At 64.4% G+C, this 24,568-nt stretch carries 16 protein-coding genes; 6 read left to right on the top strand and 10 right to left on the bottom strand.

Annotated features, from left to right (window positions below):
* Window positions 1-41: 41 nt before the first annotated feature.
* Window positions 42-704 (bottom strand): hypothetical protein, encoded by a 663-nt coding sequence (locus S58_RS18005; protein WP_015666786.1) that lies wholly within the window; start codon window positions 702-704, stop codon window positions 42-44.
* Between the two features lie 776 nt (window positions 705-1,480).
* On the opposite strand from S58_RS18005, the gene S58_RS18000 reads away from it, so the two are divergent.
* Window positions 1,481-2,527, top strand: a complete 1,047-nt coding sequence (locus S58_RS18000; RefSeq protein ID WP_015666785.1) for a DUF6602 domain-containing protein — start codon at window positions 1,481-1,483, stop codon at window positions 2,525-2,527.
* A gap of 559 nt (window positions 2,528-3,086) precedes the next feature.
* On the opposite strand, the gene S58_RS17995 is transcribed toward S58_RS18000, so the two are convergent.
* Window positions 3,087-4,289 (bottom strand): LysM peptidoglycan-binding domain-containing protein, encoded by a 1,203-nt coding sequence (locus tag S58_RS17995; protein WP_015666784.1) that lies wholly within the window; start codon window positions 4,287-4,289, stop codon window positions 3,087-3,089.
* A 974-nt stretch (window positions 4,290-5,263) separates the two neighbouring features.
* Here S58_RS17995 and S58_RS17985 point away from each other — a divergent pair.
* Window positions 5,264-7,414 (top strand): methyl-accepting chemotaxis protein, encoded by a 2,151-nt coding sequence (locus S58_RS17985; RefSeq protein WP_015666782.1) that lies wholly within the window; start codon window positions 5,264-5,266, stop codon window positions 7,412-7,414.
* 12 nt (window positions 7,415-7,426) lie between these two features.
* On the opposite strand, the gene S58_RS17980 is transcribed toward S58_RS17985, so the two are convergent.
* A complete protein-coding gene (locus S58_RS17980; RefSeq protein WP_244440597.1) occupies window positions 7,427-7,981 on the bottom strand; it encodes a DUF3124 domain-containing protein in 555 nt (184 codons plus the stop codon).
* A 25-nt stretch (window positions 7,982-8,006) separates the two neighbouring features.
* Between S58_RS17980 and S58_RS17975 the strand changes: the two genes are divergently transcribed.
* Together S58_RS17975 and upp are read left to right on the top strand one after the other, a co-directional pair.
* On the top strand, window positions 8,007-9,734 hold the full coding sequence (locus S58_RS17975) for a cation:proton antiporter (RefSeq protein WP_015666780.1): 1,728 nt from the start codon (window positions 8,007-8,009) through the stop codon (window positions 9,732-9,734).
* Between the two features lie 59 nt (window positions 9,735-9,793).
* Complete coding sequence (upp, locus tag S58_RS17970; protein ID WP_015666779.1) at window positions 9,794-10,429, top strand: uracil phosphoribosyltransferase; 636 nt, start codon at window positions 9,794-9,796, stop codon at window positions 10,427-10,429.
* A 20-nt stretch (window positions 10,430-10,449) separates the two neighbouring features.
* On the opposite strand, the gene S58_RS17965 is transcribed toward upp, so the two are convergent.
* The 3 genes from S58_RS17965 to prfB all read right to left on the bottom strand — a co-directional run bounded on the left by S58_RS17965 (window position 10,450) and on the right by prfB (window position 13,468).
* Window positions 10,450-11,337 carry a DMT family transporter gene (locus tag S58_RS17965; RefSeq protein ID WP_015666778.1) on the bottom strand — a complete coding sequence of 296 codons (888 nt, stop codon included), beginning with the start codon at window positions 11,335-11,337 and terminating at the stop codon, window positions 10,450-10,452.
* A 112-nt stretch (window positions 11,338-11,449) separates the two neighbouring features.
* Window positions 11,450-12,331, bottom strand: coding sequence for an NAD(P)-dependent oxidoreductase (locus tag S58_RS17960; RefSeq protein WP_015666777.1), 882 nt, complete (start codon window positions 12,329-12,331; stop codon window positions 11,450-11,452).
* Between the two features lie 2 nt (window positions 12,332-12,333).
* Window positions 12,334-13,468 (bottom strand): peptide chain release factor 2 gene (gene prfB / locus S58_RS17955; RefSeq protein ID WP_144058344.1). Its coding sequence is split into 2 segments (ribosomal slippage): window positions 12,334-13,398 and window positions 13,400-13,468, totalling 1,134 coding nucleotides; the frame shifts between segments, so codons are not numbered across the junction.
* Between prfB and S58_RS38305 the strand changes: the two genes are divergently transcribed.
* Window positions 13,358-13,588: a hypothetical protein gene (locus S58_RS38305; protein ID WP_162472345.1), complete on the top strand. Its 231-nt coding sequence runs from the start codon at window positions 13,358-13,360 to the stop codon at window positions 13,586-13,588. The genes prfB and S58_RS38305 overlap by 111 nt on opposite strands.
* A gap of 2 nt (window positions 13,589-13,590) precedes the next feature.
* Here S58_RS38305 and S58_RS17945 read toward each other — a convergent pair whose 3' ends face one another.
* Window positions 13,591-16,098 carry a penicillin-binding protein 1A gene (locus S58_RS17945; protein ID WP_015666775.1) on the bottom strand — a complete coding sequence of 836 codons (2,508 nt, stop codon included), beginning with the start codon at window positions 16,096-16,098 and terminating at the stop codon, window positions 13,591-13,593.
* A gap of 229 nt (window positions 16,099-16,327) precedes the next feature.
* A complete protein-coding gene (locus tag S58_RS17940) occupies window positions 16,328-17,635 on the bottom strand; it encodes an N-acetylmuramoyl-L-alanine amidase (protein ID WP_042339798.1) in 1,308 nt (435 codons plus the stop codon).
* 804 nt (window positions 17,636-18,439) lie between these two features.
* On the opposite strand from S58_RS17940, the gene S58_RS17935 reads away from it, so the two are divergent.
* Window positions 18,440-21,649: an Rne/Rng family ribonuclease gene (locus S58_RS17935; RefSeq protein ID WP_015666773.1), complete on the top strand. Its 3,210-nt coding sequence runs from the start codon at window positions 18,440-18,442 to the stop codon at window positions 21,647-21,649.
* A 122-nt stretch (window positions 21,650-21,771) separates the two neighbouring features.
* Here the strand turns inward: S58_RS17935 and dctA are convergent, their stop codons facing one another.
* Together dctA and S58_RS17925 are read right to left on the bottom strand one after the other, a co-directional pair.
* Entirely contained in the window at window positions 21,772-23,109 is a 1,338-nt protein-coding gene (dctA, locus tag S58_RS17930; RefSeq protein ID WP_015666772.1) for a C4-dicarboxylate transporter DctA, read from the bottom strand.
* Window positions 23,110-23,232: 123 nt separating this feature from the next.
* On the bottom strand, window positions 23,233-24,432 hold the full coding sequence (locus S58_RS17925) for a pyridoxal phosphate-dependent aminotransferase (protein WP_015666771.1): 1,200 nt from the start codon (window positions 24,430-24,432) through the stop codon (window positions 23,233-23,235).
* Window positions 24,433-24,568: the final 136 nt, after the last annotated feature.

Below are 24,568 nucleotides of genomic sequence, written 5' to 3'. Positions count from 1 at the left end.
CGGTCAATAGGCTCTGACCGAATGCTACTTGAAGGCGTGCACTATAGCCCGAATGATGTCGAGAAGCCGCGCTTCAGGACCTGATAAAACGTCATTACGGTCGGGATCAGAAGGCAAATAAAGCCCGCTATATAGAGCCAAAATATAATGATACGTAACGGGCGGCTTGTTCGATTCTGAAGGAAGTAATGTTGCCCCATGAGTTCGGAGAGATCCGTTTCGCTCATCATTTCCTCCGGGGATCGCCAAGGATACATGTACTCAGGCGCAATGTAGCTGTTAACAACAAGCCCGATGATGTGATTGATTAGAAAACGCCTGTGTTCAGCCGTGTCATAATAGTCTTTTTCGTTCTCATAGAAGTCATGAGCATTCGCGTGTCGATCGACGACTTGCGGACAAAATATTGCGTAGATTAATGATCCAACAGCGATAAAGAAGCCACCGATGTACAGGGCGTACAATCTGGGCGACACGCTGCAGTCTAGACAAAATGAAGAGTGTATCTTCAAATAGGCAACTGCGTAATCGTTGAAGAGGATCAGATAGCCGAGGACCGGAAATGCAATAGCGGCTTTGCCCAGTGCAGAACCACCTATTACACGAAGCATGTTCCACTTGGACCACTCGCTGATGCGCTGAGGCGGCCCAACGGGCCGGAACTTGAGATCCGGACCCAAGTTTCCCTTGATAGCTTCGGACATAAAGTTTCCCACTGCACTTAGCGTAAGATTGTGTGAGTTATAACTAGGCGTTTTCTGACTACTATCAAGAAGGACGTTTGAGCGCGCATCCACGACTTGATCGGGCTGCCTCATCATGCCGCAATTCGCCCAGAAAGGAGACCGTCGGGGCAGGCAGGTCACTTACGTTGTCAGCGAGTAGCCCGCATGAGCGTAGCGATATGCGGGACTACTGCAATAAAATCCCCGGATGTCGCTGCGCTCATCCGAGCTACGCTTGCTATCGTGGCTAGTATCGAAGGTCGAATGGGGCCTTAAGGATGGTGCCAAGCACCCTTTAAAAGCCGTCGCGATAGTGGCCGCGGCAGTGGTTCTGCTCGTTGGAGTTGGAATCCAAATATTGGGGACGCTTAGCCGGTCGGCAACTCGAACAGAGGCTACCCCGAATACAGCAGGTCTATAGCGTGCCCCTACGCGCGGCGGGGGCCGACTGACGGCGCTCTCTGCCAGCGGTTTAGGATCGCTTTGGGCCACGCGCTGCCGAGCAAATCTGGTCGGCACCACGTCGGACAACCGACGTGGTGCAGGTCCGACGGCTTTCTCCCTCGGGCCAAGCGCGGCCCTCTGGGGCAGCGCGATAGAGCCGGTGTCCAGGCTGGGGCCGGTGAGTGGGGAGATTGACGAGAAGCCGTGCTCGAATTACCGCTGCATGATCATCCTCTATCGGGATCCAGGCGCCCCGCGGGAGGCCATTGCTGCAATCCAAGCGATTGTGACGGCATGAGGCTGGCGAGACAATGACCCAGGTAACGCGAAAAGAGATATTTGCCCAAGCCGCGAAGAAGCTACGTAGCGATTTCGAGGAGCTGAGTTCCACCATACTGCACAGCGGCGTAAAAGGAGGAGAAGCGGAAGACCTTGTTCGTCGGTTCTTACAAGGTCATTTGCCAAAACGGTTTGATGTAGGCAGCGGGTTCATCATCGATCCGCATAAAGGGATGTCAAAGCAGATCGATGTGATCGTCTATGACGCACTGAACTGCCCGGTGTATCGAGCATCAGAGAAGGCCGCGATCATACCGAGCGACAACGTGGCAGCTGTCGTCGAGGTCAAGTCGCGTCTCGACAAGGAGAAAATGCGTGATGCATTTGACAATGCGCGCTCGGTCAAAGGTCTGGCCAAATCGAGCAATGATCCTATGACGAAGCCCGTAGGAATATCCGCTTCGAAAACTCCACCTCCGTCAGAATTCAGCAGTCGTTTGGTCACTCTTCAAACGCTCTGCTGTCTTTTTGTTTTTGAGACGTCGCTCACTCTTAAAAAGCTTTCTGAACACTATCATTCGTACGTCCACGAGTACGGGCTCGGGCGGCATATCGATATAGTCTTCGTCTTAGACAAGGGTGTAATACTGCTGGCTACCAAGCCAGCGAAGGCGGAAATTGGGTGGGGGCCGGTGATATTCGAGGGCTTTGGCGGTCCGCACGCGGAAGGCGCTCATGTTGCGGTGGCCATGATGCCGATCAAGGAAGAGGGCCTCGATTTTTTTCTGCGTTTCCTACTAGCGCATTTGATGCATTTCCGGGCCCACAGTGGACATCCAGGATTTTTTCTCCAAAACCCGCCCCAGATGACGCTGTCCTATTTGGGATCGATTACACACGAGACTGATCCAGCGCGGCGCGCTGAAAATTTGCGACGGTACGAAGACGAAGTGTGCGCGGATTTTCAAACGACCACGGCGCCCACAGAATCGCGCGAAGAGACGAATTTGAAAGGCAAGGCGACGTCCGACCTTCCCGATGTCATCTGTTTGCCGGGACCGAAAGACCCTCCAGCGTGAATGCAGTGGCTGGTGCGAAAGTTTGCTGATCTGAAGTTGCGCAGCTAGCCAGGCGAGCGAATATCGGCAGAGGGTCATTCGCGAAACGATCGGGCGGCCCTGTCATGTCCGGAATTCGCCCTTAAGGGACATTCCCGGACTCTGATGAGCGGTGCGTTGTTGGTCCACCGCGAAATCTTTTTGCAATGCGGAGCTCGATCGCTATCAGGTGCGCTGCGGACATTGACCGCCGAACACATCAATGTCGATGAGGCAAGCACGCGCGCCCTCGTCCGAAGAGACCCCGCCTCTTGTTGCAGCCGGAACAGTCAACGGAGCCTCCCCTATCAACCCACGGCGATCGCATATGAGAATTCAGGCTTACGCCCAGATCTCTCCACTCCGTCATGGCCGGGCTTGACCCTGCCATCCACGTCTTTGGAAAGCCCGGAAAGAAAGACGTGGATGCCCGGATCAAGCCCGGGCATGACGAGTAACTAATTGGCGCGCTCGTTCGTCGCGACCGCCCTATCCCGGTCAAATGCGATTGCCTCGCCCATCAACCAGCCGAAGCTGCCACCTATCGCTTGGCGGGGAGCACGAAGACCTGGCCCGGATAGATCAGGTCCGGGCTGCGGATCTGCTCGCGGTTGGCCCGGTAGATGACGGCATAGTGCGTGCCGACGCCGAGGAGACGGCGGCTGATGTGCCAGAGGCTGTCGCCGCGCGAGACGGTGAAGGTCTTTGCGCCGCCGCGGGCCGACGGCGCGCCGATATCCTTCGGGTCGGCGCCCGGCGCAGCTGCCAGCTGCGTGCGGGGGCCGGCAGCGCCGGTCCCCTGCCCGGCCGCCGCCGCGCGTGTCGCCACTGATGCCGTGGTCGCATCGTCAGGACCATTCAAGGGCACCTCCGCGCGGGCCAGAACGGTGCCGGATGCAGCATCCACCTCATCGAGCCGCAGCCGGTCCTTGGCTGACCAGGCCACATCCTTGATGGTCGCGGTGAGACGTCCGTCGGCACCGGCGATGGCCGAGCTGACGAGGCGGTCGTTGAGATAGAGCCGCACCGTCGCGCCGGGCCGCGCGCGGCCGCTGACGCGCAGAAGTCCGTTCGGCTCGATGTCGACCGCGTCAATGGCAACGGCCTGGGGCGACGATGCACCGGGCTTCGACAGCACGCGGGTCGGCTGGTCCGGCGTCAGCAACGCGACGGTCGGCGGCCGCTTGCCGGCCTCCACCATGACAGCGACGCTCTGCTTGGATGTCAGCTCGCGGCCGTCCGGCCGCCGGGCCCGCAGGGTCAGGTCGGAGGCACCGGCAGGCAGCGGGCGCGGAACCATGGAGAACTGTCCTGATTGATCGGCAACGACCGTGTCATGCGGCTCGCCGTTGCGCAGCAGCTCGACGGTCGCACCGGGCGCAGCCCGGCCGGCAACGACGGTCTCGCCCGAGGGCTCCACGTTGACCACGTCGAACGACGGCCCATCGCCGTCCGGAGCCGGCGTCGTGACCGGCGCCAACAGCGCGGCCAGACTGTTGGCCTGCTGCTGTGCGGTCGCGAGCGCAGCCGTGGCTTGAGTCGAACCAGCCTTGTCCGCCGTGCCCTGCTCCGACGCGCCGCTCGGTCGCGCAGCCCCGTCCTGGCTGATCGTGGGCTGGCCGCGGTTGAAGATCGAGCCGCCGAGATCGATGCCGGGCACAAGGGCGATCAACAGAACAACCGCCGCCAGCGTCGCAAAGACGCCAGCCGCCCAGAACAATCCTTTGCCGCTCACGATGGTCATGCCTAGGTTCGTCCCTGGTCGTGGCGAACACGGAGACGACGGCTCCGGCAGCAGGATAGTCGGGACCGCTCATATCATCATGCGCGCCGGAACGCCATGATGCCCCAACCGGAGGACCTGCGCCCAGCACGCCAACCGGCTCGTTCGCCATCGGGCTTGCTGCCACGACACGCCGTCCGCGCCGTCCGCATCAAAGACGCCAACAACCGGCGCAGCGTTTCGCGGCTGCGGGATCGTGAGCGGCTAGAAAGATCTGACAAGCGCGGACAGCTCATCGCGACCATCGCGCGCGTCAAATCGCTGCGTCCAAGCGATTTGGCCCGCGCACTCAACGGCATCACTTGATCCAGTCCTGCAACAACTTTCCTCTTTCGCTTTTCCAGAATTCATGTATGATCCGCCCATCCCGCCTCGTTGCGAGGGGCGTACGCGTCGTCACGGACGTTGGGGCGGGATGCGGTGGACGTGGGCTGCGATGCACGACGGGCATGGCGGCTTGCGGACGGTGAAGTCGCGTGGTCCTGGCGCCCCGATGCTGGCGTCAAGTTCGTGCCGGTGCCAACGCATGGCGCGGATGACGGGGGCAAGAAAGCCCGGTCCCCGGGGAGATCGCGTATAAGCCGTAAAACTATCGCGCAGGGGATGCCGGTTGATCGGCTGCACCTGTGGTACCTGCCGCCTGCATTTTTTACGCAGGCGGGCCATGGGTGAGGCCTTCACCCGGCATTCCCTGCACCCTCATTTCTCGAGGGTCGCCGCCGAAAGCGCTGGCGCGCCGCGGGGCGCATTTCTGCACGTCTAATCAGATGCTTCGGTACCAGCACAGCGCCCGCCGGTATCAGAACCACGGTGCACAACGCGTAATCTTACGGTGCCTAGATTTTACGCAACCTTTAACGTTTCGCGGCCTGTTGGGCTGGTCCCGATGCCGTATTCAATATCCGTATTCGAGCGGGACAGCTGGAGCTCACACCGTGCGCAAAAACCTGCCCATCACGAACACCGAATACCCGATCACCGACGAGACGCTGATCGTCTCGCGCACGGATCTGAAGGGCAAGCTGACCTATTTCAACGACCAGTTCGTCGATGCCGCGGGCTTTACCCCCGACGAGCTCATGGGCCAGCCGCACAACATCATCCGCCACCCGGACATGCCGCCGGCGGCGTTCGCAAATCTCTGGGACACGCTGAAGCAAGGCAAACCGTGGGCCGGCGCGGTCAAGAACCGTCGCAAGAACGGTGACTTCTATTGGGTGCAGGCGAGCGCCTCGCCCATTCGCGAGAACGGCGAGATCACGGGTTACACGTCGATCCGCACCAAGCTCCCGGCCGAGCAGCGCGCCGAGGCCGAGAAGGTCTATGGGCTTCTCAACCAGAACAAGGCTCAGGACTATACGATCAGCGCCGGCATCATCCGCCGCCGCTCGGTGTTCGACCGGCTGTCGTTCTTCACGGGAACGCTGAGGGCGCGCCTGACGACCCTGGTTGCGCTGCTGGCCGTGTTCATGCTGACCATCGGCGCGGCCGGCCTGCTGTCGACCCGCGCCAGCAACATCAGCATGAAGTCGATGTACGAGGATCGCACGATTCCGCTCTCGCAGCTGTTCGAGATCAACGACCGCACGCTGCAGAACATGTCGTCGCAACAGGCGGCGGCGGCAAACGGCAAGGCTGGAAAGTCCATCGACGGCATCGGTGCCGTGGTGGACGAGAACAGTGCCAGAATATCGAAGCTCTGGGCCGACTACATGGCGAGCTACCTGACGCCGGAGGAGAAGGCCGTGGCTGATGCCTACGCGATCAGGCGCAAGGCCTATCTCGAGGAAGGCATCAGGCCGGCGCTGGCCATGCTCCAGCAGCGCAAGTTCGACGAAGCGAGCCAGCATATCGCGACCAAAGGCCACGATCTGTTCGTGGACGCAAAGCATGAGCTCGACAAGCTCGTCGCGATCCAGGTCAAGGAAGCCAAGGCGCTCCACGAGGACGCCGAAAGCCAGTACCACGCCGTGCTTGCGCTCGTATCAGTGATGATCCTGGCCGGTCTTGGGATCGGCACCTTGCTGAGCGTGCAGAGCATCCGCGCGGTGCTGCGGCCGATGAAGATCCTCAACGACGCGATGCAGAACATCACCGCGGGCAAGCTCGACAACCGCATTCCGGTGGAGCGCGACGACGAGATCGGCGAGGCGCTGCGCAACCTGCAGACCGTGCAAGCCATCGTCCGCTTCAACAGCGAGGAAGTGAAGGCAGTCCAGCGTGCCGGCGAGATCAAGCGCAAGGCCGAGATGAGCAAGCTCGCCAGCGAGTTCGAGGGCGCGATCGGCGGCATCGTGCAGACGGTTTCGACGGCCTCGTCCCAGCTCGAGACGTCCGCCGGCACGCTGTCGTCGAACGCGACGCGCTCGCAGGAGCTGGCCACCACCGTGGCCGCAGCATCCGAACAGGCCTCGACGAACGTGCAGTCGGTGGCGTCGGCCACCGAGGAGCTGACTTCGTCGGTGACCGAGATCAGCCGGCAGGTGCAGGAATCGGCGCGGATCGCCACCGGCGCCGTCGACCAGGCCCGCACCACCAATGATCGCGTCAACGAGCTGTCGAAGGCGGCGGCGCGGATCGGCGACGTCGTCGAGCTCATCAACACCATCGCCGGCCAGACCAACCTGCTGGCGCTGAATGCCACCATCGAGGCGGCCCGCGCCGGCGATGCCGGCCGCGGCTTCGCGGTGGTCGCATCCGAGGTCAAGGCGCTTGCCGAGCAGACCTCGAAGGCGACCGGCGAGATCGCGCAGCAGATCTCGGGCATCCAGGCGGCGACGCAGGATTCGGTGACGGCCATCAAGGAGATCAGCACGACGATCGAGCGGCTGGCGGAAATCTCCTCGACCATCGCCGCCGCCGTCGAGCAGCAGGGCGCGGCAACGCAGGAAATCTCGCGCAACATCCAGGAGGCCTCGCGCGGCACGAACGAGGTCAATACCAACATCGTCGACGTCCAGCGCGGCGCCTCGCAGACCGGCTCCGCGTCGGGCGGCGTGCTGTCGGCGGCGCAGTCGCTGTCGCAGGAGAGCGACCGGCTGCGGCAGGAGGTCAACAGGTTCCTGAGCAACGTGCGCGCGGCGTGATCCGCCGTCCGTTCACCGCCCGGTCAGCCGGATCGGGCGGCCCTGGCTGATGAAGGCGTAATGGCCGGCGCCGATGCCGCCGACCATCAGCGCCTCGACCACGGGCTCGGCGATCTCACCGGTCGCCGCCCAGTCGACGACGAAATTGGCGCCGGTGCCGCCGCGCGTATCCTTGGTCGGCACGAAGATCTCGATGGTGGCAAACGGCTTCAGCGCAACGGGCTCGCGCAAGTGAGCCTCGACCAGCGCGCCGGCCGTGTCGTAATAGTCGATGCGCCGGATGATCAGCGGCCGTTGCCCGGACGCATTGTGGATGCTCAAGGTCACCGAGAAGTCGGCCTGGATCCTCCCGGGCGTCATCGCGACGCTGGAATAGACGGGGACATAGATCGCGCCGGTGATCGAGGCCGCCTCCGCCGGAACCGGGGTCAGCGAGCCCGCGAAAGTCGTGCTGATGCCGTCGGCAGCCTGGGCCTGCAGGCTATGGGCCACGACACCGAGCAGCAGCGCGAGGACGGCGGTGCCGATGTGACAGATTGCGGGTTTCCTTGCGCGGCGGCGCGACATAAATTGCCGCCCCGGGGGTTGCTTCATGCATGAACTGATCGGCGATATCACGCTCTGCATCCTGTTTGCGTGGGTGCTTGGACTGGCGGCGCATAGATGGCGCCAGCCCTCGATTCTCGCATATCTAGTCGCGGGCTTCGCCATTGGCCCCTTCGGCACCGGCTGGGTCAAGTCCCAGGAATCGATCTCGGTGATCTCCGAGCTCGGCCTGATCTTCATGCTGTTCATGATCGGGCTCGAGATCGACCTCAAGAAGATCATCCGGGCCGGTCCGGTGATTCTGATCGCCGGCGGGGTCCAACTGCTCGGCGGTGCTGCGCTCGGCATCCTGTTTTTCGTCGCGATCGGCATGCGGATGGGCGCGGAAAGCTATGACGCGCTCTATCTCTGCGTCGCCTGTGCGCTGTCCTCGACCGTCATCATCGTCAAGGTGCTGTACGAGAAGCGCGAGCTCGATACCCTGCCCGGCCGCATCACGCTCGGCGTGCTGGTTCTCCAGGACGTGTTCGCAATCCTGTTCCTGGCGGTGCAGCCGAGCCTCGACGATCTCCATGTCGGTGTCATCCTGCTGTCGTTCGCCCGCGCCGGCGCGCTGGTCGCAATCGCGCTCCTCCTCAGCCGCTACGTGCTGCCGACGCTGTTCCACCGCATCGCGCGCACCCCTGAGCTGATCCTGCTCGGTGCGCTCGCCTGGTGCTTCCTGATCGGCGAGATCGCCGAGCGGCTGCATTTGTCGCGCGAAATGGGCTCCCTGATCGCCGGCGTCTCGCTCTCCACCTTTCCTTACGCGCTCGACGTCACCGCCAAGGTCACCACCTTGCGCGATTTCTTCATCACGCTGTTCTTCGTCGCGCTCGGCATGACCATCCCGATCCCGACGCTGTCCGTGGTGGGGCTGGCGCTGGTGATTGCGCTGTTCACGGTGGCGAGCCGGCTCGTGACCACCTTTACGCCGCTCTACATGATGCGGCAGGGCCTGCGCGCGAGCCTGCTGCCGGCGCTCAACCTCGCCCAGATCAGCGAGTTCTCGCTGGTGGTGATCCAGACCGGCGCCGCCGCCGGTCATCTCAAGGCGGGCACGTCGAGCGCAGCGTCCTTTGCGTTCGTGCTGCTCGCGGTGCTCTCGACCTTCGTCATCGTGCGCTCCGATCCGATCGTGCGCCGGAGCATTCCGCTGTTGAAGCGCGCCGGCCTGCGCGACCTCGACGCCAGCAAGGACGGCGAAGCCGGCCACGACGGCGGCCATGGCGCCGCACGGCCGATCGTGCTCCTGGGCTTTTTCCGCACCGCCAGTGCGCTGCTCAGCGAAATCGAGCGCAACCAGCCGGCGCTGCTGGAGCAGATCGGCGTGGTCGATTTCAATCCCGTCGTATTCCGCACCCTGTCCGATCGCGGCATCCAGGTGACCTATGGCGACATCAGCAACGTCGATACGCTGGTCCACGCCGGGGTCGGCCAGGCCGAGCTGATCATCCTGAGCATCCCGGATTCGCTGCTCAAGGGCGCCAACAACGAGAAGCTGGTGCGCCATGTCCGCAGCATCAATGCAACCGCCAAGATCGTCGCCACCGCCGACCTGCTCGCCGACGTCAACGACCTCTACGACGCCGGCGCCGACTACGTGACGGTGCCGCGGCTCAGCGATGCACAGGTGCTGCTCAACCTGATCCAGGACGCAAGCGCCGGTCTCTTGACGGCACGCCGCAGCGAGGCCGAGGCGATGCTCGCCGATCGCCGCGAGGTGCTGCCGTGATGCGCATTCGCCCTGCGACCTCTATGAAACGAAGCTCGAGATCCCGTTAGGCCAGGGCCATGACAAACAGCCAAGTTCACGTCGTCGATCACCCGCTGGTGCAACACAAGCTCTCGCTGATGCGCGAGCGCGACCGCTCGACCAAGGGCTTCCGCGAGCTCCTGAACGAGATCGGCATGCTGCTGGCCTATGAGGTCACGCGCGACCTGCCGCTCGAGCTGGTCGACATCGAGACGCCGATTGCGCCGATGAAGGCGCCGAAGATCGCCGGCAAAAAGCTGACCCTGGCGCCGATCCTGCGCGCTGGCGTCGGCTTCCTCGACGGCATGCTGGCGCTGATGCCGTCAGCGCGCATCGCCCATATCGGGCTCTACCGCGATCCCAAAACGCTGCAGGCGGTCGAGTATTATTTCAAGGCGCCGCAGGACCTGACCGACCGCACCGTGATCCTGATGGATCCGATGCTGGCGACCGGCAACTCCGCCTGCGCCGCGGCCGAGCTGCTCAAGGCGCGCGGCGCGCGCGACATCCGCTTCGTCTGCCTGCTGGCCGCGCCGGAAGGAATCGCGCAGTTCGAGAAGGAGCATCCGGACATTCCGATCTGGACCGCGGCGATCGACGAGCGGCTCAATGATCACGCCTACATCGTGCCCGGTCTCGGCGACGCTGGCGACCGCATGTTCGGCACGAAGTAGCTGCGCCCTTCGCGGGACGGTCAGGACGGTCGCGGTGAAAAGCGAATGACGTTGAAGATGCGCCCGTCGATCACCAGCAGCGCACTTCCGATCACCAGCGCCCCATAGATCTCCCGCAACGAGATGCTTTCGCCGAGCACGAGCGACCCGAGGAAGATCGTCGTCAGCGGGATCAGCAACGTCACCAAGGTCACATTGGTCGCGCCGGAGCGGCGCAGGACCTGGAAGAACACGATGTAGGCGAACGCCGTCGACAGCGCCGCAAGGCTTATGACTGCGAGCCAGGTCTGCAATCCTGGCATCTGCAGGCGCCAGGGCTGGTCGACCACACTTGAGATGACCAGCATCATCACGCTCGAGGCCGTGAGCTGGAACGTAGCGGTCGCAAGCGGCGGGGAATGGGCAAGATGGCGGCGCACCAGCAGCGCCGCGACGCCATAGCTGAGCGATGCGCCAAGACCGAACAGAACGCCGTAGCCATCAAGCGACGCGCCGCCTCGCAGGATCACGACGCCGACGAGGCCCACGACCAGACCGGCCGTGCGCCGTGCAGACAGCCTTTCCTCCCCGGCCAAGGCCATCACCAGAATCGTGAACAGCGGCGTGGTGGCGTTGAGGACGGAGGCGAGACCGGAGGTGATGAATGTCTGGCCGATCACGATCAGACAGAACGGCACGACATTGTTGAACAGCGCGACGGCAAAGAACGGACGCCAGCCGGCAATCCCCTTGGGAAAGCCGAGCCCGCGCAAGCGCAGCACCGGCAGCAGGATCGCGGCCGCCAGCACGATGCGCAGCAGCACCAGCGTCAATGGCGGCAGCTCCTTCAAGGCCAGGCCGTTGAAGATGAACGAGCCGCTCCAGAGCAGCGACAGCAGCCCGAGCAGCGACCAATCCCGCGCGTCCATCCTGTCGTTCGGGGATGTCATTTGCCGCAAACCGCCGTTGGATTTCCGCACGGACGTTGCAGACGGAGCGTGACACCGTCCACCCGTTTTCCGTCGGCGCAGATGTGGAGCTCTACGACGTGGCTTTCGGCCGCGAGACCAGCTCGATCATGCGGCCTTCGTCCTCGTCCGGCATCGCGGCCTTCGCACGCGCATAGGCATCGACGGCCGCCTGGGCCATGACAGGACGCTCACCAAGCAGTTGCTCGGCGAGCTGCAGCGTATACGCTGCGTCCTTGTGACGGAGCGCCGCGGTGAAGCTTGCATCGGCGAAATTGCGCGCAATCATGCGCGGTGCGTGGCGCAGAACCTGCGGGCTCGCTACGACGCCGCCCTGGATCGCCTCCAGCACGAGGTTCATGTCGAGCCCGGCCTGCTCGGCGATCGCGAGCCCTTCCGCGAGTCCCGCGATCTGCATCGCGCCAAGCAGGTTGTTGATCAGCTTGTAGACGGTGCCCGCGCCCACCGGCCCGAAATGGCGAATCGTCGAACCGATCGGCGTGAGATACGGCCGCGCCCGTTCGAGATCGGCAGCGTCGGCCCCGACCAGCAAGGTCAGCTTGCCGCTCGCGGCCGCGTCGGGCAGCCCGGTCACCGGGCAGTCGAGGTAGATCACACCGCGCGCATTCAGCTCGCGCGACAGCCGCAGCGCATGGTCGCGCGACACGGTCGAGCATTCGATCGCGATCGTACCGACGCGCATGGTGGCCGCGGCACCATCCGGCCCGAGCCAAACCGCGCGCGAGGCGTCGTCATCAGCCACCATCGTGACGACGGCGTCGGCATCGATGGCCGCATCGGCCGGCGAGGTCGACCAGCGCGCCCCACGCGCGATCAGATCATCGGCCTTGGCCCGGCTGCGATTCCAGACTGCTACGGAATAACCAGCATCGAGGTAACGACCGGCCATGCCGTGGCCCATCCGCCCGAGCCCGATGAAGGCGACGCGCGCCACGCTCAATCCACGTCCTCGATCGCAGCACCCGGTGTCGTGCCGAACGCGCGCTGCGCCAAGGTCGCCGCCATGAACTCGTCGAGATCGCCGTCGAGTACGCCCGAAGTGTCGGACGTCTGCACGCCGGTGCGCAGATCCTTCACCATCTGATACGGCTGCAGCACGTAGGAGCGGATCTGGTGGCCCCAACCGATCTCGGTCTTGGCCGCCTGATCGGCCGCCGCCTTCTCCTCGCGCTTCTTCAGCTCGATCTCATAGAGACGTGCGCGCAGCATGTCCCAGGCCTGGGCGCGGTTCTTGTGCTGCGACCGGCCGGCCTGACAGACCACGGCAACGCCCGTTGGGATGTGCGTCAGCCGCACCGCCGATTCGGTCTTGTTGACGTGCTGGCCGCCGGCGCCACCGGAGCGCATGGTGTCAACGCGGACGTCGGACTCCTTGATGTCGATCTTGATGCTGTCGTCGATGACCGGGAAGATCTGCACCGAAGAGAACGAGGTGTGGCGCCTGGCATTCGAATCGAACGGCGAGATGCGGACCAGGCGATGCACGCCGGCTTCCGTCTTCAGCCAGCCATAGGCGTTATGCCCGGAGATCTGGATGGTCGCCGACTTGATGCCCGCCTCTTCGCCGAGTGATTCTTCGAGATACTCGATCTTGAAACCGTGCTTCTCGGCCCAGCGGGCGTACATGCGCAGCAGCATCTGCGCCCAGTCCTGGCTCTCGGTGCCGCCAGCACCAGCGTGAACCTCGAGATAGGTGTCGAACTTGTCGGCCTCGCCCGACAGCAGCGCCTCGAGCTCGCGCCGCGCGACCTCCTTCTTCAGCTCCTTGAGTGCATGCTCGGCCTCGGTGACCACACCGGAATCGTTCTCGGCCTCGCCGAGCTCGATCATCTCGATATTGTCGCTGAGCTCACGTTCGACCTTGCCGATGCCGGTCAGCGAATCCTCCAGCGAGGTCCGCTCCTGCATCAGCCGCTGAGCTTTTTGGGGATCGTTCCAGAGGTTGGGATCTTCGGCGAGCTTGTTCAGCTCCGCCAGCCTTGCCGTCGATGTCTCGACGTCAAAGATGCCTCCTCAGCAGCCCGACCGACTGCTTGATCTCTTCTACGATTTTCTCGATTTCGGCGCGCATGTCGCTCTCTTCAGGCTGCGGCTGAAAACGCCGCAGCGTCAGGTCTGGCAGGGATGTAGCGGCGCACGGCGCAAAGCGCAATCACCCCGCGCCGCGCCGTCACCAGTTTCGCCGGCCTGAGCCTAATAGAGGCTTCCCGTGCCGGGACGGATGATGAAGCTGCCGGCGTCAGGCTGGCCGCCGCTCTGGGATGGCGATATGCGCCCATCGGCATCGGCGACGCCAATGACCGAGTAGTTGTCGGGGGGCGCCGTGCCGGGCTTGAACGCTTCCATGATCGTGCGGCCGCCGTCGCCTGGGCTCGCGCGCATGCCGGTCTTGGAATCGACGCGCACCAGCTTGATGCCGGCCGGGATCTTGAAGGGCGTGGCCGGCTTGTCGGCCAGCGCCAGCTTCATGAAGTCCTTCGCGATCGGCGCGGCCAGATGGCCGCCGGTCGCAGCATTGCCTTTGCCGAGCGGCCGCGGCTTGTCGTAGCCCATGTAGATCGCGACCGCGAGGTCCGGCGAGAAGCCGACGAACCACGCATCCTTGGCCTCGTTGGTGGTGCCGGTCTTGCCGGCGATCGGCTTGCCGACCTCCTTGAGCACGGTCGCCGTACCCGCCTGCACCACGCCCTCGAGCATCGAGGTGATCTGGTAGGCCGTCATCGTGTCCAGCACCTGCTCGCGGCGGTCGACGAGCTGCGGCTCGGTCTGGTTCTTCCAGCCGTCCGGTGCCTCGCAGCCGCGGCATTCGCGGGCATCATGCTTGAAGATGGTGTGACCGTAGCGGTCCTGGATACGATCTATCAGCGTCGGCTTCACCCGGCGGCCGCCATTGGCGATCATCGAATAGGCCGTGACCATGCGCATCGCCGTGGTCTCGCCCGCGCCGAGCGCGTAAGAGAGGTAATTCGGCAGCTCGTCATAAACGCCGAACCGCTTGGCGTATTCCGAGATCAGCGGCATGCCGACGTCCTGCGCCAGCCGCACGGTCACGGTGTTCAACGACAGCCGCAGCGCGTTGCGAAGCGTCGTCGGGCCGAGATACTTGCCGTTCGAGAAGTTCTCCGGACGCCACACCTGACCGCCCTGCCCCTGGTCGATCTCGATCGGCGCGTCGACGACCTGAGTCGACGGCGTATAGCCGTTGTCGAGCGCCGACGAATACACGATCGGCTTGAACGACGATCCAGGCTGCCGGTAGGCCTGCGTGGCACGGTTGAACTGGCTCTGGTCGAACGAGAAGCCGCCGACCATCGCGAGCACGCGCCCGGTGTTCGGATCCATCGCGACCATCGCGCCGGACACTTCGGGCAGCTGCTCGAGCCGATACTGGCCTTCGACAGGATTGCCTTCCTTGAACAGCGGATCGGCATAGATCACGTCGCCGGGCTGCAGCACCTGGGCGACCGACGTCGGCACCTTGCCGCGGCCATTTCCGGTCGCGGCGCGGGCCCATTTCACGCCGTCGAGCGTGATCAGGCCGGTCTGACGCTCCTTGCTGACGGCGCCGCCGAGCTCGCGCGGCGGCTGGAAGCCGATGCGGGCGGATTGGTCGCTGGTCTCGAGCACCACGGCCATCCGCCACGGCGAGATGTCGGAGAGCGACTTGATGTCGGCGAGCTTGACGCCCCAGTCTCCGGACGTGTCGAGCTTGGAGACAGCGCCGCGATAGCCCTGCTCCTGGTCGTAGCGCACGAGCCCGGCGACCATGGCCTTGCGCGCCATGACCTGGACCTTCGGGTCGAGCGTCGTGCGCACCGACAGCCCGCCCTCGTAGAGCTTCTTCTCGCCATAGCGCTCGAAGATGTCGCGACGCACTTCCTCGGCGAAATATTCACCCGCGAAGATGTGAGCCCCGGTGTTGCGGCTCGCGATCGTCAGCGGGTCCTTGCGCGCCTTGTCGGCATCGGCCTGTTTGATCCAGCCGTTCTCCAGCAGGCGATCGACCACGTAGTTGCGGCGCTCGATGGCGCGATCGCGGTTGCGGATCGGATGCAGGCTGCCCGGCATCTTCGGCAGCGCCGCCAGATAGGACGCCTCCGCCACGGTGAGCTCGTTGACCGACTTGTCGAAATAGACCAGCGAGGCCGCGGCGATGCCGTAGGCGCCGGATCCGAGATAGATCTCGTTCAGATACAGCTCGAGAATCTTGTCCTTCGAATAGGTGCGCTCGATGCGCATCGCTAGCAATGCTTCCTTGATCTTGCGGGCGAACGACACCTCGTTGGTCAGCAGGAAGTTCTTGGCGACCTGCTGCGTGATGGTCGAGGCGCCCTGCGGACGCCGGTTCGAGCCGAAGTTCTGGGCGTAGACCACGGCGGCACGGGCCATGCCGGTGAAATCGATGCCGCCATGCTCGTAGAAATTCTTGTCCTCAGCGGCGAGGAACGCATTGATCACGAGCTTCGGAACCGCCTGGATCGGCAGGTACAGCCGGCGTTCCCGGGCATATTCACCGACCAGGGAACCGTCGACGGCGTGAACGCGCGTCATGACCGGCGGCTCGTAGTCCTGCAGCTGGGAATAGTCGGGCAGGTCCTTGGAGAAATGCCAGATCAGGCCAGCCGCGGCGGCCACACCCACGAGGAACACAACGGTACCGGCCGCGAACAGGAAGCCCAAAAACCGCACCATAAAGCGCATCGGCGAATATCCGTTCCAACTCTTGTTCATCTCTCGGCCCGGACGCGGCGCGCCTCGAAGACGCTGCCGTCAAAATCACGCGGTCGGCTGCAATGCCGCGTGACCCATGCCAGAGAACCGCATGGTCGAGCCTATCAGCGGTCAAGCCTATCACAAGTCTGCCGAGATGGAATCCTCACTGATTCCTGGTGCCTCGCAGCACGTTTATACGGATGTTGCTGTGGCCAAACTAGGGCTTTGCCCGTGCCGGCGCGGGCTTCTCCGGCCGCTCGCCGCCGGCATTGGCGACCCGCTTGGCCAGAAAGGCGTCGATCGCCCGCGCCATCGCGTCCGCCGTGCGCGACCGCCAGGAGTCGGAGACCAGGTTCCCCATGTCGCCCTTGTTCGAGACATAGCCGAGCTCGACCAGCACCGATGGCACGTCCGGAGCCTTGAGCACACGGAATCCGGCCGATTTCAACGGCCGCTTGTGCATATGCACCGCGCTCTTCATGTCGTTCATCAGCAGACGCGCAAACCTGTTGGAAAATGTGCGCGTTTCCCGCCTGGCCAGGTCGAACAGGATATCAGCGACGTCAGCCGGCTCTTCGGTCAGATTGACGCCGCCGATCTGGTCGGCGCGGTTTTCCGCCTCCGCCAGCCGCTCCGCTTCGACGTCGGACGCCTTGTCCGCCAGTGTATAGATGGTGGCACCCTGGGCGTCGCCCTCGCCCCGCGGCAGCGCATCGGCATGGATCGACACGAACAGCGCCGCCGACTGCTTCTGCGCGATGCGCACGCGGTCGCCGAGCGGGATGAAGGTGTCGTCATCGCGGGTCATGACCACACGGAATTTCCCCGACCGTTCCAGCCGATCCCGCAGCGCCTGGCCGAAGGCGAGCACGAGGTTCTTCTCCGGTACCTCGCCGCCCTGGGTGCCATAGTCGACGCCGCCGTGGCCGGGGTCGATCACGATCACAGGGCGAGTGTCCGGCGGCCCGCCGGACGGGGGCGCGGCGATGGCGACCGTGGTCGGCGGCGGCCTGACGGCCGGGGGCGCAACACCTCCCGGACCGGCGACCTGCCCGGTCGAATCGGCCGACCTGGAGGGGGCACGGTTGTCGATCCCCACCGAGCGGGCGAAGGTCGCCTCGTCGATCTCCTCGAGTTCCAGCACCAGCCGCGGCGGCTGGCCATTGGCGGCATCGAGGACGGTGGAATTGGCGATTCGGGCCGGACCGGTGAGATCGAACACGATGCGGGAGCCACCCGGCATCACCAGCCCGTAGCGAAACGCCTTGACCAATCCGCGGCCGCTGGTTCCGGCCCCCGTCGGCAGATGGAAGCTGACCTGGGGCAGATCGACGACGACGCGGTACGGTTCGCTGAGCAGGAACGCCCGAAACGGCACCGTCTTGTCGAGATCGAGCACGAAACGGGTCTGGCGAGAATCACCGGCGAGCCGTGCATCGGAGGCAATCGGAAAACCCGGGCCGACGACCGCAGGCGGCACCTGGCCGATCGGACCGTTCTGGGCGTGCACGGGCGCGCATAACATTTGCGTGACGCACAGCGCCACGCATCCCAGCGCAGAAAGGTAAGAAAGGTAATTTGCCCGGCCAGCTGCCAATTCCGTGCCTCCGCGGGACCGTCTTAACCCAACCATTCCTAGGGTTAACCGCCTAATTTTGTCATTTTCGTTAAAGGCCACCGATTGTTGCGGTTCCGCGACGCTTCGCTTGCGCGGCCTGACCATTCCTCGTATGTACGAAGTGCTGAAGGCTATTCCTTACTGCCGGTTGTGTCGCGTTCAACCTCCCGGTGAAACGCCGGAAGCTTCGTGATCGGGTTCCTCGATCTTTACGGAGATTCCAGCGCCTTTCCGACGCTCCACCAAGCCTGCGCGATCCCGCGCGGCCGCAACGGAGAGCCGGTCACGAGCCGAGTGGCGTCCGTTCTTGGGCACCTCCTCGCTAAGACCGCCCGGGCACCAGGCCAGACACGGCGTAGCCTGATACCACACTCCTGACGGGGTGGGTATTTAATCCCAGGGCAAGCGTTTCGGCGCAATCTGGCCTTCGGCAAGAGACAAAGGCGGCACCCGCTGCCGCCCACTTATTCCAGACGGGCCGACGCTTGATGCGCCAGACTGAGTTGCCAACCATGACCAGCGGACGATCCGCGCCGATGCGGGGCCAGACCCCCGCTCGACCGATCGCCCCGCCGGCACCAGGGTTGGTACGGCGCGACCAGCTGCGTTTAGGCCTTCCCCTCACCCCCGAATCAGGTGGACCGTCGCGTCATCCGACAGCGCGCCACGCGCTCGCGGCTAACCGCGTCCGTCGCCTCCAAGAGTTCCAATATGCCCAACAAGATGTTGATCGATGCTACCCACCCGGAAGAGACCCGGGTCGTTGTCGTCCGCGGCAACCGCGTCGAGGAATTTGATTTCGAAACTGCCCAACGCAAGCAACTCCGGGGCAACATCTACCTGGCGAAGGTCACCCGCGTTGAACCCTCGCTACAGGCCGCCTTCGTCGAGTATGGCGGCAATCGCCATGGCTTCCTGGCGTTCAGCGAAATCCATCCCGACTATTACCAGATCCCGGTCGCCGACCGGCAGGCGCTGATCGAAGCCGAGGAGCGCGCGCACCGCGAGGCCGAGGAAGAGAGCGAGAACCGCTCCAATCGCCGGCGCAACCGGCACCGCAGCTCGCGGCGCCGCGGCAGCGGCGAGCGCGTGCAGAGCGAGATCGTCGAGGCCGTCGACGGCAACCAGGCCGCTCATGCCGAGGGCCATGACGCCGGCCACGAGCAGCACGCCTACGATCAGCCGCATGCCGACGCAGCCGATCACGCCGAGGCGCAGGGCTTCTCCGAGGCACCGGCCGAATCCCTCGGCCACGAGACGACGAGCGAGCTCTCCCAGGGCGCGGCGGACGAATCGCGCGACCATGCGGACGAGCATCATGATGCCGTAGCTGGCCACGGCGCGGCAGCGGAACAGCCGGCCAGCGAAGTTGCAGAGGCTGCAGTCGCTCCGGCCAGCGACGCCCCGGCTGCCGAGGTGGCAGAACCCGCAGTCGCAGAACACGACCATGACGACGAGCATGACCATGAGACCCACGGTCATGATGAGCACGATCATGAGGACCATGATCACGACGAACATGATCACGACGAACATGATCATGATGAGCATGATCACGACGAGCACGACCACGACGATGACGTCGCCGACATCGCTCCCGTGGGCGAGCGTGAAAGCAGCGACGTCACGATCGTGCCCGGTGATGAGAACGGCGCCGAAGCCGCGTCCGACGACCATGAGGACGACGAGGACGACGGCGATGAGATCGAGGAAGAGGTCGTCGAATCCGTCGGTGGCGACGACGTGCTCGAGGAGGTGCCGGAGCGCACCTTCCGGCCGCGCCGCCAGTACAAGATCCAGGAGGTCATCAAGCGCCGTCAGGTGATGCTGGTCCAGGTCGTGAAGGAAGAGCGCGGCAACAAGGGCGCAGCGCTGACGACCTACCTGTCGCTGGCCGGCCGCTACGCCGTGCTGATGCCGAATACGGCCCGCGGCGGCGGCATCAGCCGCAAGATCACCTCGGCGCAGGACCGCTCGCGCCTGAAGGAAGTGGTGCAGGACCTCGACGTGCCCGAGGGCATGGGTGTGATCCTGCGCACCGCCGGCGCCAACCGCACCAAGCCCGAGATCAAGCGCGATTTCGAATATCTGCTGCGGCTGTGGGAGACGGTCCGCGACATGACCTTGAAGTCGCAGGCCCCGACCCTGGTCTACGAGGAAGGCTCGCTGATCAAGCGCTCGCTGCGCGACCTCTACAACAAGGAGATCGACGAGATCCTGGTGGCCGGCGAAGCCGGTTACCGCGAGGCGCACGACTTCATGAAGATGCTGATGCCGACCAACGTCCGGGCGGTGAAGCAGTATCGCGACGGCCAGCCGCTGTTCTCGCGCATGGGCGTCGAGAGCCAGCTCGACGCGATGTTCTCGCCGACCGTGCAGCTGCGTTCGGGCGGCTACATCGTGCTCAATCAGACCGAGGCGCTGGTCTCGATCGACGTGAACTCCGGCCGCGCCACGCGCGAGCATCACATCGAGGACACCGCGCTCAAGACCAATATGGAGGCCGCCGAGGAAGTGGCGCGCCAGCTCCGGCTGCGCGACCTCGCCGGGCTGATCGTCATCGACTTCATCGACATGGACGAGAAGCGCAACAACCGCTCCGTCGAACGCAAGCTGTCGGACTGCCTGCGGCAAGATCGCGCACGCATCCAGGTCGGCCGCATCTCGCATTTCGGCCTGCTGGAGATGTCGCGCCAGCGCATCCGCGCCAGCGTGCTGGAAAGCTCGACCGAGCCGTGCGCGCATTGCGGCGGCACCGGCCACGTGCGCTCGGTGTCTTCGGTGGCGCTGCAGCTGCTGCGCAGCCTCGAAGAGACGCTGATGAAGGGCGCGACCCACAACCTCGTGGTCCGCACCCGCACCGAAGTGGCGCTCTACGTGCTCAACCACAAGCGCGGCCATCTGCGCGACCTCGAGAACAGCTTCAAGGTTTCGCTCGCCGTCATCGCCGATCCGACCGTGAGCGGACAGCAATCCTTCATCATCGATCGCGGCGAGCAGGTGCACACGCTCGAAGCCGCCAAGGCGCTGCTCGTGGCGCAGGCGTCGGCGCCGCCGCTGGTGGCCGAAGAGATCTATGACGAGGACGAGGTGTTCGACGTCGAGACCGAATCCGAGGTCGAGACCGAGGAAACCGAAGGGCTGTCGGAGGAGACCGCTGAAGCCAGCGAAGGCGAGCGCGATGGCGCCCGCCGCAAGCGCCGCCGGCGCCGTCGCGGCCGTGGCGAGGCGCGCGAGAACGCGCTGCCGGAAGGCACTGAGGGATCGTCAGCTGCTGCACCGGAGCTTGCTGCCGAACAGCCGGCAGAGGAAGCCGAAGCTGAGGACGACGAGGCAGAGGAACAGCCTGCTTTCGCGCCGGGCGAATCATCCGATCCGTCCGGTGAGCGACGTCCCCGTCGGCGCGGACGCCGCGGTGGCCGTCGGCGGCGCGGTGGCGCGGAAGATGGTCTGGCGGCTTCGATCGGCGACGAGCTCGCGCCGACGTCGGCCTCGGAGGCAGAAGCCGCTGTGGCTGATTTCGATGGCAATGGCGGCGAGCGCCATGACGAACAGCCGGCTGAGCATGCAACGCCGGTGCGCACCGCGGCCGAGACCGATGAGCCCGCGGCGATCGCGACTGCCGCCCTGCCCGCAGCAGCGCAGCAGCCGTCTGCGCCGGACCCCGTCGTGCAGGAGACCGAGACCCCCAGGACCGAGTCCGAGAAGACTCCGCGACGTTCGACCGTTCGCGAGAAGGTCAGCTTCCTGAGCGAACCCAGGCCGGAGAGCGCGATTCCTGCCGTGAACGTTGCCGAGAGCATTGCGACCGCTCCGGCCTCGGAGCCCGCCGCGAACGAGCCGGCAGCCACGGAGTCCACGACCCCCGAGGCCCCACGCCGGGCCGGCTGGTGGTCACGGCGGTTCGGTGGCGGGCAGTAAGACGCCCGTCAGGACGCCCACCTCGGGAAACCCAATGCAAAACGCCCGGCCAAACAGCCGAGCGTTTTCTTTGTCTGCGACGCTCGTAGTCTGCGAGGTCCGGCGCGGTCGCCGCGTCGCGCTCAACCGGTCGTGACCGCCGTCTCGACGTCGGAGGGATCGATCTGCTGATTGAGCCGCCTCTGCAGGAGATCGTGGTCGAGCTCGCCTTCCCACCACGACACGAACACCGCGGCGATGCCGTTGCCGGTGATGTTGGTGAGTGCACGCACCTCGCTCATGAACTTGTCGATCGAGAACACGATCGCCATGCCCGGCACCAGCGCCGGGTTCACGACCGAGAGGGTCGCGGCCAGCGTGATGAAGCCGGCGCCGGTCACGCCGCTGGCGCCCTTCGAGGTCAGCATGGCGACGATGAGAATCGTGACCTGCTGGGTCAACGACAGCTCCACGCCCAGCGCCTGTGCGATGAACAGCGTCGCCAGGGTCATGTAGATGTTGGTGCCATCGAGGTTGAAGGAGTAACCGGTCGGCACCACCAGTCCGACCACCGGCTTGGAGCAGCCGAGCCGCTCCAGCTTCTCCATCAGCTGCGGCAGCGCGCTCTCCGAGGAGCTCGTGCCGAGCACGATCAGCAGCTCGTCCTTGATGTAGGCGATGAACTTGAAGATGCTGAAGCCGACGAAACGCGCGATCAGCCCGAGCACGATCACGACGAACAGCCCCGCTGTGACGTAGAACAGCACAATCAGGCCGATCAGGTTGCCGAGGGCCGCCGGACCGAACTTGCCGATCGTATAGGCCATGGCGCCGAACGCACCGACGGGCGCCGCCTTCATGACGATCGCGATGACGCCGAACACCGCATGCGCGGTGTCGTCGATCACGTCGCGAAGCCGGTGGCCGCGCTCGCCCAATGCCATCAGCGCGAAGCCGAACAGGATCGCGAACAGCAGCACCTGCAATATGTCCCCGCGCGCGAGCGCGCCGACGACGCTGTCCGGAATGATGTTGAGGACGAAATCGACCGATTTCTGCGCCTCGGCCTGCTTGACGTAATTGGCGACGGCCGCAGCATCCGGCTTGGCCGCGAGGCCGTGGCCGATAGGAACCAGATTGCCGACGATCAGGCCGAGCATCAGGGCAAAGGTCGAGACGATCTCGAAATAGACCAGCGCCTTGACGCCGACCCGGCCGACCTTGCTCGCATTCTGGATATGGGCGATGCCCGATACGACGGTGCAGAAGATGATCGGCGCGATCACCATCTTGATCAGCTTGATGAAGCCGTCGCCGAGCGCCTTGATCCATTCGTTGGTGGCCAGGTTCGGAAACAGCCAGCCGACCACGATACCGATCAGGATCGCGATCAGAACCTGGACATAGAGAACGCTGTACCAGGGCTTGTTGCCCGTTTGCGCCGGAACGCCTCGCGTCCCGGCCTCAGTTGCTGCCGCCATTGGCCTCATCCATCTTCGATGTATCGGGCCTTCGTGTCCCAGCCCTTGCGAGGCGCACCTCAGGCAAATTGTCGCGGCCGAGTCAATGGCGACGAAGGGTGCAAGGACGGCGTGCGCCCTGCTCTAACCGAGCCAGCGAGCGATCCGGGCCACGGCTTCCTGCATGTCCTCGGCCGAGCGCGCATAGGAAAAGCGCACGAAGCTGCGGCCATGGATCGGGTCGAAATCGACGCCCGGCGTGGCCGCGACGTGGGTCTCCTCCAGCATGCGCTTGGCGAAGTCGAAGCTGTCCTTGGTGAAATCGGAGACGTCGGCATAGAGGTAGAAGGCGCCGTCGGCGGGCAGAAACCGGGTCAGGCCCGCCCTCGGAAAGCCCTCGATCAGGATGCGGCGGTTCTCCTGATAGCCGTGCTTGATGGCTTCCATCTCGGCATGGCCGTCGAAGGCTGCTTCCGCCGCGATCTGTGACAGGGTCGGGACCGAGATTGCGAGGTTCTGCTGCAGACGCTCGATCGGGCGAACCAGCGCATCGGGCACCACCATCCAGCCGATCCGCCAGCCGGTCATGCAGAAGTACTTGGAAAACGAATTGATGATCAGCGCCTGATCCGACAGCTGCGCCGCCGTCACGGCGGGAAAGGCGTAGTCGAGGCCGTGATAGATCTCGTCCGACATGAACCGGATGCCGGCATCGCGCGCGGCAGCGATGACGCCACCCAGCGCCTCGCGCGACATCATGGTCCCCGTGGGATTGGCGGGACTTGCCACCAGCACGCCTTTGAGCGGCGTCTTGCGGTGCGCCGCGAGCAGCGCCTCGCCGGTCAGGGCATGGCGGTTCTCGGCGGTCGTCTCGATCAGGACAGGCTCGCAGCCCAGCGCCGTCAGGATGTGGCGGTACGGCGGATAGCCCGGCACGGTCACCGCGACGCGATCGCCGGGCTCGAACATCGCCAGGAATGCCAGGATGAACCCGGCCGAGGATCCGGTGGTAATCACGATCCGCGCCGGATCGATCTCGCAAGCATAGGTCTCACGATAATGTCGCGCGATTCGCTGTCGGAGAGACGAGATCCCGAGCGCAGACGTATAGTCGATGCGCGCCTGCTCCAGCGCTGTATGGGCGGCCGCAATCGCAGCTCGCGGAGCCGGTGCGGCCGGCTGCCCGACCTCCATGTGGATGACTTGGCCGCCATTGGCCTCGATCCGCTCGGCCGCAGCCATCACGTCCATCACCATGAACGGCGGAACATTGCTGCGGGCGGACGGCGCCGTCAGACCGGCGATCCGCTGTTCCAATGTCGGTATCACTGTCGCATCCACCATCGATATCTGCTATTGACCCCGGCTGTTCGGACCCGCTCTCTGAACGGGTCGGCGTGTGCCCCGAGGGCATCTTTCGCCGCAGATGAGCCGCATTCCGCCGTTTGGTGGGCAATAGCCCGTATCGAGCCCCGCGCCA

It is taken from the genome of Bradyrhizobium oligotrophicum S58 (assembly GCF_000344805.1).
In the GTDB taxonomy this organism is placed as follows: Bacteria; Pseudomonadota; Alphaproteobacteria; order Rhizobiales; family Xanthobacteraceae; genus Bradyrhizobium; species Bradyrhizobium oligotrophicum.
This window is presented reverse-complemented; position numbering and strand designations above follow the sequence as displayed.

Bases quoted from the DNA above. Each gene is read 5' to 3' on its own strand.
- dctA (WP_015666772.1), bottom strand. From the start codon at position 23,109: ATGGCGGCAGCAACTGAGGCCGGGACGCGAGGCGTTCCGGCGCAAACG.
- S58_RS17965 (WP_015666778.1), bottom strand. From the start codon at position 11,337: ATGGACGCGCGGGATTGGTCGCTGCTCGGGCTGCTGTCGCTGCTCTGG.
- S58_RS17925 (WP_015666771.1), bottom strand. From the start codon at position 24,432: ATGGTGGATGCGACAGTGATACCGACATTGGAACAGCGGATCGCCGGT.
- S58_RS17935 (WP_015666773.1), top strand. From the start codon at position 18,440: ATGCCCAACAAGATGTTGATCGATGCTACCCACCCGGAAGAGACCCGG.
- S58_RS17980 (WP_244440597.1), bottom strand. From the start codon at position 7,981: ATGTCGCGCCGCCGCGCAAGGAAACCCGCAATCTGTCACATCGGCACC.
- S58_RS17945 (WP_015666775.1), bottom strand. From the start codon at position 16,098: ATGCGCTTTATGGTGCGGTTTTTGGGCTTCCTGTTCGCGGCCGGTACC.
- S58_RS17975 (WP_015666780.1), top strand. From the start codon at position 8,007: ATGCATGAACTGATCGGCGATATCACGCTCTGCATCCTGTTTGCGTGG.
- S58_RS17995 (WP_015666784.1), bottom strand. From the start codon at position 4,289: ATGACCATCGTGAGCGGCAAAGGATTGTTCTGGGCGGCTGGCGTCTTT.
- S58_RS18005 (WP_015666786.1), bottom strand. From the start codon at position 704: ATGTCCGAAGCTATCAAGGGAAACTTGGGTCCGGATCTCAAGTTCCGG.
- S58_RS17940 (WP_042339798.1), bottom strand. From the start codon at position 17,635: ATGTTATGCGCGCCCGTGCACGCCCAGAACGGTCCGATCGGCCAGGTG.
- upp (WP_015666779.1), top strand. From the start codon at position 9,794: ATGACAAACAGCCAAGTTCACGTCGTCGATCACCCGCTGGTGCAACAC.
- S58_RS18000 (WP_015666785.1), top strand. From the start codon at position 1,481: ATGACCCAGGTAACGCGAAAAGAGATATTTGCCCAAGCCGCGAAGAAG.